This is a genomic window from Chiayiivirga flava, assembly GCF_014202825.1.
Classification (GTDB): Bacteria; Pseudomonadota; Gammaproteobacteria; order Xanthomonadales; family Xanthomonadaceae; genus Chiayiivirga; species Chiayiivirga flava.
Map to the genome: position 1 here is coordinate 1,002,465 of NZ_JACHHP010000001.1, position 14,987 is coordinate 1,017,451.

A 14,987-nucleotide genomic window follows, 5' to 3' on the forward strand; every position below is an offset into this window, starting at 1 on the left:
GTGTCGGCACATCGGAACCGCGCGGCGGATTGCCTCTGCTTCACACATCGCCGGCCCGCGATTGCGTATGCTGCGCTTCGCCGTCCTGCGAGTGTTCCCGCATGTTGTTTCGTCGTGCCGCGCTGCTGCTGTCGTGCCTGTTGGTCTCGCTGAACACGGGCGCCGCAGCGGAGGAACCGGTCGTGCTGGACACGGTGCTGGTCAGCGGCACGCAATCCGGACCCGGCCTGTGGCAGGTCCGCCGCGGCGACCACGTGCTCTGGATTCTCGGCACCCTCTCGCCGCTGCCGCGACGCATGGACTGGTATTCCGAACCGGTCGAGCAGGCCGTGGCGGCGTCGCAGCAGGTGCTCGCGATGCCGGGCGTGGATTTCGACGCGGGCGTGGGCCCGGTGCGCGGGCTGTTCCTGCTGCCGTCGCTGTTCGCCGCGCGCCGGATCCCGGACGACGGGACACTCGAGGCCGTGCTGCCGCCCGAGCTGCATGCCCGCTGGGACGCGCTCAAGCGCAAGTACATGCCGCGCCGCAGCAAGGTGGAACGCTGGCGACCGATCTTCGCCGCCGCTGCGTTGTATGAGGAGGCGATCGAAGATGTCGGGTTGCGCCAGAAGGACGTGGTCTGGCCGGTGGTGCGCAGGATCGCGAAAAAGAACGGCATCCCGATCGTCGAATCCGACGTGCAGGTGACGATCGCGGCGCCGCGCGAAGCGATCGCCGAATTCACCGCCAACGGCCTGGACGACACTCAATGTTTCGCGCGCACGCTCGAGCGGCTGGAAACCGACCTCGGCGCGATGAAGGCACGCGCCAATGCCTGGGCCGACGGCAACATCGAAGCACTGCGCGCACTGCCGTTTCCTGACCAGAACGCCGCCTGCCGCGAGGCCATCCTCGCGGCGAGCGTGGCGGAAAAGAACGGCATGCGCGATCTCCCGCAACGCGTGCAGGCGGCCTGGCTCGCCAGCGCCGAAGCGGCGCTGCGGTCCCACACCCGCACGTTCGCAGTGCTGCCGATCGCGCGCCTGCTCGCCGAGGACGGCTATCTCGCGCCGTTGCGCGAACGCGGCTACGAGATCGTCGCACCGCAATGAAGCATGCGCGTCAGCGCGCCGCGCTTTCCGCGCTTTCCGCGCTTTCCGCGCTTTCCGCGCGCTCCACGCGGCAGGCATAACACCCGGGCCTGGCGTTGTGCAGATGCAGGTAGGCGATGCGCCGATCCGCAAACAGCCGCTCGATGGCCCGCGCCGCGTCCGCGCCATCGCACACTTCGGCCGCGTGCATGCAGCCATGTGCGTCGTACGCGCGCAGCGACAGCGGACGGCGCCGGATCGCCTCGGGAATCTCGCCCGGCTGCGGGGTTGCGGCGACCGCACGCTCGCTCACGAAGATCGGGCCGGACGCGCGGTACGGCCCGTCGACGGTGTGGTGGGCGTAGTGCAACAACAGCACGCGCTCGCCGGGCTCGGCGTCGGCGAGGCTCACGCGGCACGGATAGCCGGGCGAAACCTCGGCCACGCGACGTTGCATGCCGCGTTCGGCCAGCTGCGCGTCGCTGAGCGCATGCAGTGCGGCGAACTGGTCCGCATCGAGCGGAACAAGGCGGAAAGACGCTGTGGAATCGGCGGGCATCGGACGCTCCGGCAATGACGAAGGCGCCAGCATCGCGCGACGCCGCCTTGTGTACTCGCCGGATCCGGCCGTCGCACGCGGTCAGCGGCGGTAGTGCGGCAGGCGTCCGCCGAACCGTGGCACGTCGCCGTTGTTCCGGAATCGGCAATCGCGCTTGCGATGCGAGGTGACACGAACGGACGAAGGCCGGGCCGACGGCCGTGCGGAGCGCGCTCGACGGAATCATGGCAACTGCATGGCACAAGCTCGGGCGGCGCGCGGTTGCCGGCGTCGCCGTGCGCACGCTACCGTGCATCCTGGCGCGAGGAGAGCTCGACATGCGACAGCGCAACGGAGCCAGGCCATGATCGTCATCCTGCACGGCTGGAGCGATGCCTCGACCTCGTTCGAACCGCTCGCGCGCACGCTGGCCGAACTGGGCCTGCGCTCGCAGGTCCGGCGCATCTTCCTCGGCGACTACGTCAGCATGGACGACGACGTCACCTTCGACGACATCGTCGTCGCCATGCAGCGCGCTTGGCGCGAAGCCAAGCTGCCCACCGGTGCGCGCTCGGTGGACCTCGTCGTGCACAGCACCGGCGCGCTCGTCGCGCGCTACTGGATGACGCGGTTCTTCAGGCCCGACACCAATCCGATCCACCGCCTGCTCATGCTGGCGCCGGCGAACTTCGGCTCGCCCCACGCGCACAAGGGCCTGAGCTTCCTCGGGCGCGTGGTGAAAGGCTACAAGGCCAAACGCCTGTTCCACACCGGCCGCCAGATCCTGCGCGGGCTGGAGATGGCCAGCGCCTTCACCTGGGATCTGGCGCGCACCGACCGCTTCGATCCGAAGCAGCGCTGGTACGGCCGCGACCGGGTGCTGGCGACCGTGCTCGTCGGCACGAAGGGCTACTCGGGTATCGCGGCCGCGGCCAACACACCCGGATCGGACGGGACGGTGCTGGTGTCCACGGCCAACCTCGACCCGTCCTACATGCGCTTCGATTTCGCGACCACGCCCGAGGCACCGACGCTCGAGATCCTGTCCCCGAACGGCGCGACGGCGTTCTGCCGCATCCCGCGCGAGAATCACAGCACCATCGCGCGCAAGGACGGCAACTTCGCCAACCCCGTCACGCCCACACTCATCGCGGCCGCGCTGACCGTGGACGACGCCGGCTTCGATGCCCATCTGGCCGAGTTGTCGCGCATCAACGCCGAGCATCGGCGCGAGGAGGCGGCGACGCCGTACACGCACGGCTACCAGAACACCGTGTTCCGCGTCGACGACAACCACGGAGCGATGGTCCCGGACTATTTCATCGAAGCCTTCGCCCGCACCGCGGACGATCGCGACGAAGACGCAGCCGTCACCGCGAAGATCCAGAACGACATCATCGCAAGCGTCCAGATCAACCAGGTGTTTTCGTCGTTCCGCGCGATCAAGATCAATTGCGACCGCCTGCAGACCCTGCTCATCGACCGCAACCGGCCGCTGAACCTGCGCATTACCGCAAGTCCGGAGTTCGGCGAAACCGGCTCCGTCGGCTACAACACGCTCGACTACCATGCGACCGGCAGCCTGCGCATCGACGTCGGCGAGCTCGGCCGCATCTTTCGTCCGGATCGGACGCTGCTGGCGCAGCTCGTCATCCGCCGCCACATTGCCGACAGCCTCGTCTCGTTCCGCGACGCGCCGGACTAAGCAGCGGGTCGCCGTTGCGCGGCCCACGGGCTGCGCGGCCGACGGGCGTCCCCAGCCTATGCGCGACAAGGCGCGACGGCGCAGCCGCATCCGCATCCGCATCCGCATCCGCATCCGCAAATTCTGCGCCGTGTGCTCGATGTCGCTGCGCGAGAGCGTCGCGGTGCCGCGCGCAGCGTCCGCGCGCACGATCGCGTCACGCGCCGGCCTGCCGGGTCAGTGCGCACACCGCATCCGGGCAGACGAGTCGTTATGCTTGCGGCCTGATCCGCAACGCACCGGCGGCATGACCACGCTCTTCATCTCCGATCTGCACCTGGACGCCGACCGTCCGGACATCACGGCGCTGTTCGTGGACTTCCTGGCACACGAAGCGGCGCACGTGGACGCGCTGTTCGTGCTGGGCGACCTGTTCGAAGTGTGGATCGGCGACGACGACGATGCGCCACTGGCGCGCGAGGTCGCACGCAGTCTGCGAACGGTCGCAGCGCACGGCGTGCCGGTGTCGTTCATCCGCGGCAACCGGGATTTTCTGCTGGGACGCGACTATGCCGAACAGGCGGGATTCGCGCTGCTGCCCGATCCGTGCGTCGTGTCGCTGTACGGCGAGGCCGTGCTGCTGCTGCACGGCGACCTGCTGTGCACCGACGACACCGATTATCTGGCCGTCCGCCGCCAAGTGCGCGACCCCGCGTGGCAACACGCGCTGCTTGCGCGGTCGCTCGCCGAGCGCCGCGCCTTCGCGCTGCAGGCCCGGAGCACGAGCGCGTCCCGGCAGGCATCGATGGCGCTCGAGACCGGCGACGCGACGCAGACCGCCGTCGACGACGCGTTCCGCCGCTTCGGCGCACGGCGCATGGTGCACGGCCACACGCATCGACCGGCCGTCCACGACACGACCCTCGACGGCATGCCTCGCCAACGCATCGTGCTCGGCGACTGGTACGAACAGGGCAGCGTGCTGCGCTGGGAGCGGTCCGGCGAGGTGGCGTTGTCGCGTCTGGGCTGAGAGCGAGCGACTTCATCGAAGTCGGTTTGGGTCAGACCGAATCTCGCAGATGCACGGTGACGCCCGACGCGGACGCCCATTCTCGTTCGGACCAATTCGTTTGAATGACGGCGGGGATATGCGTGTGCATCGCTGACGCCGGATTCTTCCGGAATGCCGCGTTCGCGCGTACCGGCCATCGCGCAGACGAGTCCGGCGGTTGCCTCGGCGCAAACCACATACTTTCCCTGTTCACACGCAACACGCGCCCGCAGGGGAGCTGCCGACCGTCATGTGCAAGCGGGCGGCCAGCCCGGCACTTGTCGTTGCGGCGGGAAAATCCCTTGCGGCAGGAACCCGTGGTGCGAGTGGTTCGGCACCGGAAAGCCGCGAATCGATGCGGCACATACGTGCCCCGCCCTGTCGCTCTCCTCACTCCGCGCTTGAGGTCGTCATCCGCCAACAAATGGAGAAGAGCCGAGTGAGGCAAAAAGAAAGGGGCGCCGAAGCGCCCCTTTCAATACATCATGTCACGCGAAGCTTACTTGCGGCGGATGCCCACCACCAGCAGACCCAGCGCGGCCAGCAGGCCGATCAGGGACAGCTGCGACCACATCGAGCTGGCCGGCACCACGTTCGGCTGCGCGATCGGCGGCGGCGCCGTGGCAGCTACCGACGACAGCGGATAGTCGACTGCGGAGAACGCGGGATCGTTGGTCGTGCAGTCGAGCGAGCCGACCGCGGCCGGCGCGTCTTCCGCCGGAACCGTGCACTCGACGTTAACAGCCTGGCTCGCACCACCGGCGAGGTTACCCACGCCACCCGACGCCAGCGAGAATGCCGGATCACCGGAGACCGAGCAGTTGAACGTCAGGGCCAGATCGCCAGCGTTCGTGATCGTGACCGACGTGTTCTGCACCGAACCCGGGGCACCGTTGCAGGTCAACGCCGAACCCGGAGCCGGGGTCGAGGTGAACTCGGGGGCCGGAACCGGCGTGCCGGCCGGAGCCGACAGGTTGAACACCTTCTGCGTCGCAGCACTCGCGTCATCCAGATCGCAGGTCAGCGTGGCGCTGAGCGCCGAGTTGGCAAGCGTCACCTGGAGGTCGATCGTGTCTGCCGGCGGAACGACAGCCGTGCCGTTGAGGATCTGGAACGCACCCGGATTGGCGCCGCCCAGCACGCAGTTGTCGATCGTGCCGGTACCGACCGTGCCCGAACCGACGGTCACGTCGATGTCGGCAACGGTATTGGTACCCGACGTACCGCCCGGGAACACGACGTTCGGATCCGGATTGAAGGCCAGGATGATATCCGGCGGCGCGTCGGAAACGGTGATCTCACCATCATTTTCTGTATGCGGGCCCGGACTCGGGTTAGCGTCTGCGTCGGAATAAAGCGCGTTGTTCAAGTCGAGCGTGAACACGTCGCCATCGGCAACACCGGCATCGAGCGTGAACGTCAGGTTGCAAGTGACCTTGTCGCCCAACACCGAGCTGTCCGGCGTGCCGTCGATGATCGTGATAGTTCCCGCGCCATCGTTCACGCCGCAGATACCACCGTCAACATTCTGAGAAACGACATCGAGATTCGCGGTGTCGTAGCTGAGCGTGGCCTGGTAACCCACAGTGACGCCATCGCCCACATAGGTCACGGCAATCTGGGCCGGTGTGGTACCACCGCCGCCGACGAGGCCAGCACCATCGCCGACCGAGATGGTCGCCGCCGACACCGAACCAATCGCGGCAAAGCCGATAGCCAACGCGAGGCTAGTCTTGCCGAACAGCCTGTTTACATTCTTCATCTGACGTCACTCCGTAAACAAAAAGTTATTTAACTCGTTCCTGACCAGGCTTCGCCAGGTCGCTTCCGTTCCCAACGACCTTCGTGGTCGCACGGATCGGGTTTGCATTGGCGTCGGACACCAGGAACTGCGAGATCTCAAGACCTTTCTGCACATTCCCATCGAACGAAATACGACCGACCGAGACCAGACCGGCCGGCAGTTTTTCATTGGAATCGCTGAAAACGAGACCGACGATTTCATTCTTGTTGACGCGGCACTGACCAGAATGCGACTTCGGCAATTCGGCAACGCAAGACTTCACATTAACCTGTTCCGGGGAAATTCCTTCCGGAAGGCGGATATTGAACTGGAAGCCGACGGCTTCACCGTTGGTCGAAAAGTCGAGCGCGTGCGACGAGCGACCCTTCGCGCTGCCCGAGGTAACAAGCAGTTCGTCCGAGAACGCACTCGTCGAAACCATGGCGAGGACCGCGCCTGCACCGATAGCAAGAATAAGCTTAGACATGACTTTCTCCAGTGCTCAGTCGATTACGGGCAAGCGCCGCCGTCGAGAATCAGGTTGGTGACACAGGTACGATCGAACACGTTGATCGCGCCGTCTTCGGTGCAGTCAGGCTGACCTGCAGCGAGCGTGCCGTTGACAATCTCGTTTGTCACCGCGGTGCGGTCAAACACGTTGATCGGCTCGGTGCCATTCACATCACCACGGCACAGACGACCAATCGGGGTATCCGCCGAGCGCGTCGACTCGAACGCATCGACGCGAACGGTGCCGGCGCCGCCAGCGATCACGCCGAGCGAGTGCGATTCGATCGTGCCTGCACCTGCGGCGCCCGCCGGGATGCTGCCCGTGAACGTCTGGTTGCCGGCGACTTCGGCCGAGAACGAGGTGCCGGCTTCGTACGCGAGCTCGATGGAGTACCACTTGTTGGCAACGATGCCGGCGACTTCGCCCGCGGCCGCGCCATTCTGTTCGAACACGAACTCGCCCGCCGCCGCGTCGTAATCGACGCCGAGGACGACCGCGCCGCCGTTATCGTCGGCATCGGTGGCCTGGAAGACGGTCGTGGTGCCGGTCGTGCCGGTGTGCACGTAGAAACGTGCGCGATAGACGCTTTCGCCGTCCGGCGCGTTGTTGGTGACGAAGTTGGCTGCGCCACCGGCGCCGGCCAGACCGCATTCGCCGCTGTAACGCGCAACGCCATCGCCCGGATCGCCGGCCGTCGGGGCACCGGTGACCGAGCCACCGCCGTTCTCGACGCTTTCCCAGTTCGCGGTGGTGCAGGCGAACGCGCTGCTCATCGGGATGGCTGCGAGGAGTGCCGCAGCCAGGAGCTTCCTGGAAGTAACTTTCATGATCGTCCTCTCTACTTGCGAGTGTTGATGCCGATTGGGTCCTAGCCAGCAAGCCCCTGCGAACGGGCAGACAGTAGCACAGTCTGAACGCTTCGCAAACAGCCCCCGGAGAGGCCCGGAATTGCCGGAACTTTCGGGTCGACGCAGCTCGGCCCTGTCTACAATACGCAGCCCTCACGAAAAAAAGGTCACGCGCCGCGTGCCGATGTCCGAGGCCCGGTTCCGGGCGCTGGTGGTGATCCCAGCCTACAACGAAGCGCGTGCCATCGCCGACATCGTGCAGCGCTGCGAACCGGGGCGCGACGGGCGGGCGGTGCTGGTGGTTTCCGACGCCAGCACGGACGACACCGCGGTGCTGGCGCGCGAGGCCGGCGCCTGCGTGCTGGAGCTGTCGCAGCAGATCGGCGCCTGGGGCGCCACGCAGACCGGCTTCCGCTATGCGATGCGGCACGGATTCGGGCAGGTGATCAGCATGGATGGCGATGGCCAGCACGATCCGGCCTGCATCCCGACGCTGCAGACGCTGCACGCGGACAGCGGCGCGGACGTGGTGATCGGCACGTTTGCCGAGCGCCTGAGCCCGGCCAAGCGCCTGGCCTGGCGCTGGTTCCGGGCGCTGACCGGGCTGAAGGTGGAGGATCTGACCTCCGGCCTGCGCGTGTACAACCGCCGCGCGATCCGCCTTTTGGCCTCGGCCGAGGCGACGATGCTCGACTACCAGGATGTCGGCGTGCTGCTGCTTCTGCGAAGATACGGCCTCTCCGTGCATGAGGTTCCGGTCACGATGCATCCGCGCCGCGACGGCAAATCCCGCGTGTTTTCGTCGTGGCTGACGGTGGCGCGCTACATGGCCCACACCACGGTGCTGTCGCTGGCGCGCGGCGGCGCCACACCGCGCCGGCGCGGCGCGCAGGACACGCACGCATGACGGCCGGCTTTACCTCCGCGGTGCTGGGCGTGGCGATCGCGGTCGGCATCCTGTGGCTGGTGCGGCGCGACCGCATGCACGGCGGCTACGCGCTGTGGTGGCTGGCCGTGGCGATCGGCGCGCTGTTGATCGGCTTTTTCCCGGGCGTGATCGATTGGGTGGGTGCGAAGCTCGGCGTGCACTATCCGCCGATGCTGCTGGTGCTGGGCGCGCTCGCGGCCATCGTGCTCAAGCTCGCCGCGGCCGACATCGACGCGACGCTGCGCGAGCGTCGCCTGCGGCGACTGTTGCAGAAGGTCGCCATCCTCGAACTCGAACTGAAGACGCTGCGGATGGAGCTCGACGTGCGCGACGCGGCCGCGCAGGCGGCCCGCGACCCGGTGTCGCCGGCCGTCGACGCGTCCGCCGCTCCGATCCGCCGCGCCGCGGTCTGAAGGCACCGGGCGCGTTGCGCATCCTGCATCTGGGCAAGTTCTATCCGCCGCATGCCGGCGGGATCGAGCGTTTCGTCGCCGAGCTCGCGGCGGCGCAGCGGTCCGCCGGCCACGCCGTGGCGGCGCTGGTGCATGCCAGTCCGGGCGTCGCCACGCCGACACGCCGCGTCGACGCCGACGGTGTCGAGGTGCATGCCGTGCCGTGCCACGGCCAGCTCCTGTTCGCACCGGTCAGCCCCGGATGGGCGGTACATTTTCGCCGATTGATGGATGAGTTCCGGCCGGACCTGTTGCACGTTCATGTCCCGAACGTGTCGGCCTTCTGGCTGCTCGCCTCGCGCCGCGCACGGCGCGTGCCGTGGGTGCTGCACTGGCACGCCGACATCCCGGCAGACAGCGGGCAGATCGCGCTGCGGCTCGGCTATCCGCTGTACCGGCAGTTCGAGCGCCGGCTGGTCGAACGCGCGGACGTGGCGGTGGCGACATCGCACGCGTACGCGCAGGCGAGCGTGCCGCTGCGGTCGCACGCGCGACGCGTGGCCGTGGTGCCGCTGGGGATGGGCGACGCGCCCGCGCCCGGCATCGCGCCCGCGTGGCCGGGCGCAGGGCTGCGCCTGCTCGCGGTCGGACGGCTGAGCTACTACAAGGGCTTCGAGATCCTGCTGCGGGCACTGTCGGACGTACCGGACGCAAGCCTGCTGCTCGTCGGTGCCGGCGACGGGGCCGCTGGCCTGCAGGCAACGGTGCAGGCGCTCGGATTGCAGGCACGGGTGCGGCTCGCCGGTCACCTCGACGATGCGGCGCTCGAAGCCGCCTACCGTGCATGCGATGTGTTCTGCCTGCCGTCGCTCGATCGCGCCGAGGCCTTCGGCATGGTGCTGCTGGAGGCGATGCGGGCCGGCAAGCCGATCGTTGCCTCCGATATCCCCGGATCGGGCGTCGGCACGGTGGCCGGGCCGGACAACGCGCTGCGCGTTGCGCCTGGCGATGCGGGGGCACTGGCCGACGCGATCCGCACGCTGGCCGAGTCGGCCGCGTTGCGGGAGCGTCTGGGCACCAGCGGACGTCTGCGCTGGGAGCGCGAGTACCGCATCGGCGCGGTCAGTGCGGCGATGGACGCGGTGTATCGCTCGGTGTGTTCCGGTCACGCCACAGCAGGCTGAGCCAGAACACCAGGGCCGGCACCATCTGCAGCACGATGCGGTTGAGGCTGGTGAGGTTCTGCGCCCAGCGCGACGCGTCGGTGAAGAAGAACAGCACGAACAGGAACGCGAATCCGAACGCGAAGAACCAGCCGAGCGCCGCGACCGAGGGCTGCCGCAACGCGCCGCGACCGAACCACAAGACCAGCGGCGCCGCGTACCAGAGCAGGTTCCAGTTCTCGCGCAGGAACAGCGATTCGAGCACCGGGCCCGTCACCGCGCGCCAGTGCAGATCGAGCGTGCCCAGACCCGGAACCACGGCCACGCCCCAGCCCAGCGTGACCCAGCCCAGGCCGGGCAGCGGCAACGACAGGCCGCCGAACGGCAGGCTGATCGCGAACACCGCCAGCGCCGCGGCCAGCGCGATCCAGCGCCCGCGCCGCGGCAACTGCGCGAGCAGCACGGCCGCGCCCAAGCAGGCGAACCAGATCGCGCCCTCGTGCTTGAGCGCGGGCAGCAGCGCAGCGGCGAGCAGCGCAAGCGCGGCGTCCTGCCAGCGTCGGGTCCGCAGCCACTGTTCGGCCTGCGCTGTCGCCACGAGCAGCATCGCGGCCACCCACAGATCGGCGTAGCCGGCGAGCGTCGCGTGCGCGAGCACCAGCGGCAGGGTCAATACGAAACCCGCGACCGTGACGGCGGGCAGCACGTCCACGCCCGCACGCCGCTGCAGGCCGAACAACGCCAGCCCCAGCGCCAGCCAGGCACCGGGCCAGAGTAGATGCACCGCCGGTTCGTGCCAGCCGCCGGAGGCACTGGCCATCCACACCGCCAGCCGCGGCAAGGTGTCCGGATAATGCGCCGCCAGCACCGCGATGCCGCTGCCGGGCGTGGCCGCAAGCCACGCCCGCGGCGGCAACGGCGGCACCAGGTGCCCGGCGAAATACCAGCCTTTCGCTTTCGCGAACCACGCGTTCCACGCGTCCCAGGCGAGTGCGGGCAGCGCCACCGACTGCAGCACGATCAGCACGCCGAAGGCCGCGACCAGCAGCGCCACCGCCCACGCCGTCCGGCGGCGTCGCGTTGCCGCCGCGTCGAGCGCGTGCGGGGGCTCGCCGGAGTCGGGCACGTCCTGCGAACGACGGCGCTGCATCAGCAACAGCGCAAGGCCGCCGAGCAGCACGATTCCGGCCAGCCACCCCGCCGTGGCCGCGAACAGATCCTCGGTCGTGCCGCGCTCGGGATACCAGCGCAGGGCCATGCCCCAGGCCGTGCACCCGACAAGAAATCCCGCACCGACGGCGATGCACGCCCGTCCCGGCGCCGGACGCGCACCGAACAGCAGGCGGCACAGCAGTCCGCCCGCCGCCCACGGCAGCAGCAGTGCCAGCAGTGCCGCCGAGACGTTCACTTCGCCACCCCGGCCGACCCCAGGCGGTAGGCGGCGAGGCGCTCGCCGCGCCACAGCGGGATCGCGGCGCGCGGTCGGTCGTCGAGCTGCACGGTGGCGGCATCCGGGTGAAACTCGCTGCCGTCGCCGCCGGCCACGACAAGCACCGCATCGTTCAGCGTGGCGCGTGTGGCGAATCCGCGCAGATCGAGCAATTGCGCCACGTCGCGCTCGCGCAGCAGATAGACGGTGTAGTCGCGCTGGAACGGATCGCCGTGCACCACGACCCGATCGCGCGCGCCCAGCACCGCGCGCAGCTGCGCCGCTTCGGCCACCAGCGCCGGGTCGGCGCCGAGCGGCGGCACGGCGCGATGCGCGATGCGCGCCTCCGCGCTGCGCACGGCGCGCGTCCGGTCGAGGAGATCGCGCCCTGTGTCGAGCGCGAGCACGCCGACGCCGATCGCCACCACCGCCGGCCATGCGCGCCGCAACCGCGCGCGGCCGCCGCTCGCACGTGCCACGAGCAGCATCCAGGCGATCCAGCACGCCACGAACGCCGTCGCCGACGCACCGTGCACGCCGAATTCTCCGCCGGTGGTATTGATCGACGTGCCCGACCACGGGCGCGGCGCGAGCCAGTCGGTCAGCAGCGCCGACATCGCCGACATCCAGTTGTCGGAGCGCAGCTCGACGTGGCGCAGCACGAACGCCTGCGTCGGCACCGCCTCGGCCGCGAGATAGTCGACCGGAACGACCGCCAGCGTCAGCGTCGCGATGGTGCCGCGCCAGCCGTCCGACGCGGCGAGATCGACGGTGCCGCGCCCGGCCACGCGCGGCAGCAGGCGCCGCTGCATGCCGCCGTCGCCGTTCCACAGCAGGAGCAGGCGCGCGTCGGGCGCGACGGCGTCGGCGCGGTAATGCAGGTAACGCAGTCGGTCGGCCGGCAGCGCGAGATCGTCGCGCGACACCACCACATTGCCGGGCGGCGCGTCGGTCTCGATGCGGATGCCGTCAGCGACGGGCACGATGCGACCGGACGACGAGGCCCACGCCTGCGGCGCGAAATCCAAGCGCTCGGCAGCGACGAACGGCGCCTGCAGACGCGGAGCGGCAAACGCGAGCAGCAGCGCCAGCGTGCCGACGACGGCCGCTGCGCCGCCGATCCAGCGCCGGATCGCCGTCATGTGTCGCACGCCTCCGCCAGACGATCGAGCGCAGCGAGTTCATCGCTGTCGAAGCCGGCGGCGGCGCGTGCGTCGAGATTGAAGGGTTTGCGCACCGCGGCGCGGGCATGCCGCACGATCAGCGTATCGAACGTGTGCCCCGGATCGACGCCGTCGCGCGCGCAGCACCAGCGGAACCAGCGCGAACCGGCAGCGACGTGTGCCACCTCCTCGCGCAGGATCGTGTCCAGAATCGCGATCGTGCGGGTGTCGCCGACGCCGCGCAGGCGCGCGATCATCGCCGGCGTCACGTCCAGTCCACGCGCCTCCAGCACGCGCGGCACCAGCGCCATGCGTTCCAGGCACGAGTGCGCGGTCTTGCGCGCCATGTCCCACAGGCCGTCGTGCGCGTCGAAATCGCCGTAGGCGAATCCCAGTTCCGCCAGCCGCGCATCGAGCAGCGCGAAATGCCGTGCCTCGTCGTCGGCCACGCGCGCCCAGTCTGCATAGAAGGCGTCCGGCATGCCGCCGAAGCGCCACACCGCATCCCAGGCAAGATTGATCGCGTTGAATTCGATGTGCGCGATGGCGTGCACGAACGCGGCCCGGCCTTCGTCCGTTCCGAGCCCGCGCCGCGGCAGCGCACGCGGCGGCACGAGGGCGGGCCGGTCGGGGCGCCCGACGTTCGTGTCCGCGTCGACCGGCACGACGATGTCGGCACCGGTCTGCAGCATGCCGTCGGACAGCGCCTGCGCCGCGGCGCGCGTCGCCGCCAGCTTGCGGGCCGGGTCGGCCTCGAGCAGGCAACGGCGCGCCACGTCGCGAACGTTCGCGCCCGCGACGAACGGGGCGCAGGACAGCATCGGATTGTCGTCGCGCCCCCCGCGACTCGTCGCACCCGTCAATGGCATGCGCGGCAGTGTAGCGGCCCGGGCCTGCGCTGCATGCACGTCGTGCGCGAAAGGCGACAAACGGCACCCGGCGCGCGCGCCACGTTCACCCTGCGGCGCGGCGCTGGCGCTTGGATTCGTCCGAGCGTGTCTGCTGCAGGCCTTCCAGATATCCATCCGCGACGCCGGTCACGTAGCTGCCGTCGAAGCACGAGGAGTCGAAGCGCGTCAGCGCGTCGTTGCCCTCGGCAACCGCCCACTCGAGATCGGCGAGGTCCTGGTAGATCAGCCAGTCGCAGCCGAGCACGGCCTGCACTTCTTCGTCGCTGCGTCCGTGTGCGACCAGTTCCGATGCGGCCGGCATGTCGATGCCGTACACGTTCGGATATCGCACCGGTGGCGCGGCGGAGGCGAGGTAGACCTTCTTGGCGCCGGCATCGCGCGCCATCTGCACGATCTGCTGCGACGTGGTGCCGCGCACGATGGAATCGTCCACCAGCAGCACCACGCGATTGCGGAATTCGAGCGGGATCGCGTTCAGCTTGCGCCGTACGGATTTCACGCGCTCGCTCTGCCCCGGCATGATGAAGGTGCGGCCGACGTAGCGGTTCTTGATGAAGCCCTCGCGATACTTCACGCCGAGCACGTTGGCCACCTCCAGCGCGGCGTCGCGCGAGGAATCGGGGATCGGGATCACCGTGTCGATGTCGTGGTCGGGCGCCAGTCGCAGGATCTTCTCGCCGAGTTTCACGCCCATGCGCATGCGCGCCTTGTGCACGGACACGTTCTCGATCATCGAATCGGGCCGCGCGAAATAGACGTATTCGAAGATGCACGGCGCGTGCACCGCGGGCTCGGCGCACTGCTTGGCGTGCATCTCGCCGCGCGTGGTGACGACGATGGCCTCGCCCGGCGCCACGTCGCGCAGGCGGGTGAAGCCGAGCAGATCGAGCGCGACGCTTTCCGACACCACCGCGTACTCGGGGCCGGCCTCGGTGTCGCGCCGGCCGAGCACCAGCGGGCGGATGCCGTGCGGATCGCGAAACGCGACCAGCCCCAGGCCCAGCACCACGCTGACGATGGCGTAGCCGCCGCGACAACGCCGATGCACGCCTTCGATCGCGCGGAACATCGCGTCCGGCGTCAGCGCGCCCTGCCCGCCCAGTTCGTGCGCCATCACGTTGAGCAGCACTTCGGAATCGGATTGGGTGTTGACGTTGCGGCGGTCCTGCTCGAACACCTCGCGCCGCAGCGTATCGGTATTCACGAGGTTGCCGTTGTGCGCGAGCGCGATGCCGTACGGCGAATTCACATAGAACGGCTGCGCTTCGTCGGAGCCTTCCGAGCCCGCGGTCGGGTAGCGGCAGTGGCCGATGCCGACGCGCCCGGCGAGCAACTGCATCTTCGGCTCGTCGAACACGTCCTTCACCAGTCCGTTGCCCTTGTGCACGCGCAGCTTCGCGCCGTCGACGGTGGCGATGCCGGCGGCGTCCTGTCCGCGGTGCTGGAGCACGGTGAGGCCGTCGTAGAGCGCGGCCGCCACTTCGCTGGTGCCGACGATGCCGATGATTCCGCACAT

Annotated in this window: 14 protein-coding genes; 6 read left to right on the forward strand and 8 right to left on the reverse strand. The window is 68.9% G+C overall.

The annotated features are described in order from the left end of the window. The first annotated feature begins 101 nt into the window (after positions 1-101). The gene (locus HNQ52_RS04200; protein ID WP_183959832.1) at positions 102-1,091 is read left to right on the forward strand and encodes a TraB/GumN family protein; all 990 of its coding nucleotides are present in this window, start codon (positions 102-104) and stop codon (positions 1,089-1,091) included. 10 nt (positions 1,092-1,101) lie between these two features. On the opposite strand, the gene HNQ52_RS04205 is transcribed toward HNQ52_RS04200, so the two are convergent. Then, positions 1,102-1,629 (reverse strand): DUF1203 domain-containing protein, encoded by a 528-nt coding sequence (locus HNQ52_RS04205; protein WP_183959833.1) that lies wholly within the window; start codon positions 1,627-1,629, stop codon positions 1,102-1,104. A 343-nt stretch (positions 1,630-1,972) separates the two neighbouring features. Between HNQ52_RS04205 and HNQ52_RS04210 the strand changes: the two genes are divergently transcribed. Both HNQ52_RS04210 and lpxH read left to right on the forward strand, forming a co-directional pair. Beyond that, on the forward strand, positions 1,973-3,313 hold the full coding sequence (locus HNQ52_RS04210) for an esterase/lipase family protein (RefSeq protein ID WP_183959834.1): 1,341 nt from the start codon (positions 1,973-1,975) through the stop codon (positions 3,311-3,313). A gap of 286 nt (positions 3,314-3,599) precedes the next feature. Continuing rightward, a complete protein-coding gene (gene lpxH, locus HNQ52_RS04215) occupies positions 3,600-4,322 on the forward strand; it encodes a UDP-2,3-diacylglucosamine diphosphatase (protein WP_183959835.1) in 723 nt (240 codons plus the stop codon). Positions 4,323-4,842: 520 nt separating this feature from the next. Here the strand turns inward: lpxH and HNQ52_RS04220 are convergent. From HNQ52_RS04220 to HNQ52_RS04230, 3 genes are read right to left on the reverse strand one after another with little or no spacing between them, the layout of a single operon-like run. Then, positions 4,843-6,105, reverse strand: coding sequence for a hypothetical protein (locus HNQ52_RS04220; protein WP_183959836.1), 1,263 nt, complete (start codon positions 6,103-6,105; stop codon positions 4,843-4,845). A 25-nt stretch (positions 6,106-6,130) separates the two neighbouring features. After that, the gene (locus tag HNQ52_RS04225; RefSeq protein WP_183959837.1) at positions 6,131-6,613 is read right to left on the reverse strand and encodes a hypothetical protein; all 483 of its coding nucleotides are present in this window, start codon (positions 6,611-6,613) and stop codon (positions 6,131-6,133) included. 23 nt (positions 6,614-6,636) lie between these two features. Then, positions 6,637-7,410, reverse strand: a complete 774-nt coding sequence (locus tag HNQ52_RS04230) for a hypothetical protein (protein ID WP_183959838.1) — start codon at positions 7,408-7,410, stop codon at positions 6,637-6,639. 259 nt (positions 7,411-7,669) lie between these two features. Here HNQ52_RS04230 and HNQ52_RS04235 point away from each other — a divergent pair, with 259 nt between their 5' ends. From HNQ52_RS04235 to HNQ52_RS04245, 3 genes are read left to right on the forward strand one after another with little or no spacing between them, the layout of a single operon-like run. Beyond that, complete coding sequence (locus HNQ52_RS04235) at positions 7,670-8,392, forward strand: glycosyltransferase family 2 protein (protein ID WP_183959839.1); 723 nt, start codon at positions 7,670-7,672, stop codon at positions 8,390-8,392. Continuing rightward, on the forward strand, positions 8,389-8,826 hold the full coding sequence (locus HNQ52_RS04240; protein WP_183959840.1) for a DUF2304 domain-containing protein: 438 nt from the start codon (positions 8,389-8,391) through the stop codon (positions 8,824-8,826). The genes HNQ52_RS04235 and HNQ52_RS04240 overlap by 4 nt, the downstream gene beginning before the upstream one ends. Before the next feature lie 14 nt (positions 8,827-8,840). Beyond that, positions 8,841-9,989 (forward strand): glycosyltransferase, encoded by a 1,149-nt coding sequence (locus tag HNQ52_RS04245; protein WP_183959841.1) that lies wholly within the window; start codon positions 8,841-8,843, stop codon positions 9,987-9,989. Here HNQ52_RS04245 and HNQ52_RS04250 read toward each other — a convergent pair. The 4 genes from HNQ52_RS04250 to purF form a co-directional block, all read right to left on the reverse strand. Continuing rightward, entirely contained in the window at positions 9,928-11,376 is a 1,449-nt protein-coding gene (locus HNQ52_RS04250) for a hypothetical protein (protein WP_183959842.1), read from the reverse strand. The genes HNQ52_RS04245 and HNQ52_RS04250 overlap by 62 nt on opposite strands. Beyond that, positions 11,373-12,539 (reverse strand): hypothetical protein, encoded by a 1,167-nt coding sequence (locus tag HNQ52_RS04255; protein WP_183959843.1) that lies wholly within the window; start codon positions 12,537-12,539, stop codon positions 11,373-11,375. The genes HNQ52_RS04250 and HNQ52_RS04255 overlap by 4 nt, the downstream gene beginning before the upstream one ends. Continuing rightward, the gene (locus HNQ52_RS04260; protein WP_183959844.1) at positions 12,536-13,381 is read right to left on the reverse strand and encodes a ferritin-like domain-containing protein; all 846 of its coding nucleotides are present in this window, start codon (positions 13,379-13,381) and stop codon (positions 12,536-12,538) included. The genes HNQ52_RS04255 and HNQ52_RS04260 overlap by 4 nt, the downstream gene beginning before the upstream one ends. Before the next feature lie 133 nt (positions 13,382-13,514). Continuing rightward, positions 13,515-14,987, reverse strand: coding sequence for an amidophosphoribosyltransferase (gene purF / locus HNQ52_RS04265; RefSeq protein ID WP_183959845.1), 1,473 nt, complete (start codon positions 14,985-14,987; stop codon positions 13,515-13,517).

Coding starts and splice junctions, on each gene's coding strand:
- HNQ52_RS04255 (WP_183959843.1), bottom strand. CDS start 12,539: ATGACGGCGATCCGGCGCTGGATCGGCGGCGCAGCGGCCGTCGTCGGC.
- purF (WP_183959845.1), bottom strand. CDS start 14,987: ATGTGCGGAATCATCGGCATCGTCGGCACCAGCGAAGTGGCGGCCGCG.
- HNQ52_RS04230 (WP_183959838.1), bottom strand. CDS start 7,410: ATGAGCAGCGCGTTCGCCTGCACCACCGCGAACTGGGAAAGCGTCGAG.
- HNQ52_RS04260 (WP_183959844.1), bottom strand. CDS start 13,381: ATGCTGTCCTGCGCCCCGTTCGTCGCGGGCGCGAACGTTCGCGACGTG.
- HNQ52_RS04200 (WP_183959832.1), top strand. CDS start 102: ATGTTGTTTCGTCGTGCCGCGCTGCTGCTGTCGTGCCTGTTGGTCTCG.
- lpxH (WP_183959835.1), top strand. CDS start 3,600: ATGACCACGCTCTTCATCTCCGATCTGCACCTGGACGCCGACCGTCCG.
- HNQ52_RS04240 (WP_183959840.1), top strand. CDS start 8,389: ATGACGGCCGGCTTTACCTCCGCGGTGCTGGGCGTGGCGATCGCGGTC.
- HNQ52_RS04235 (WP_183959839.1), top strand. CDS start 7,670: ATGTCCGAGGCCCGGTTCCGGGCGCTGGTGGTGATCCCAGCCTACAAC.
- HNQ52_RS04225 (WP_183959837.1), bottom strand. CDS start 6,613: ATGTCTAAGCTTATTCTTGCTATCGGTGCAGGCGCGGTCCTCGCCATG.
- HNQ52_RS04210 (WP_183959834.1), top strand. CDS start 1,973: ATGATCGTCATCCTGCACGGCTGGAGCGATGCCTCGACCTCGTTCGAA.
- HNQ52_RS04205 (WP_183959833.1), bottom strand. CDS start 1,629: ATGCCCGCCGATTCCACAGCGTCTTTCCGCCTTGTTCCGCTCGATGCG.
- HNQ52_RS04220 (WP_183959836.1), bottom strand. CDS start 6,105: ATGAAGAATGTAAACAGGCTGTTCGGCAAGACTAGCCTCGCGTTGGCT.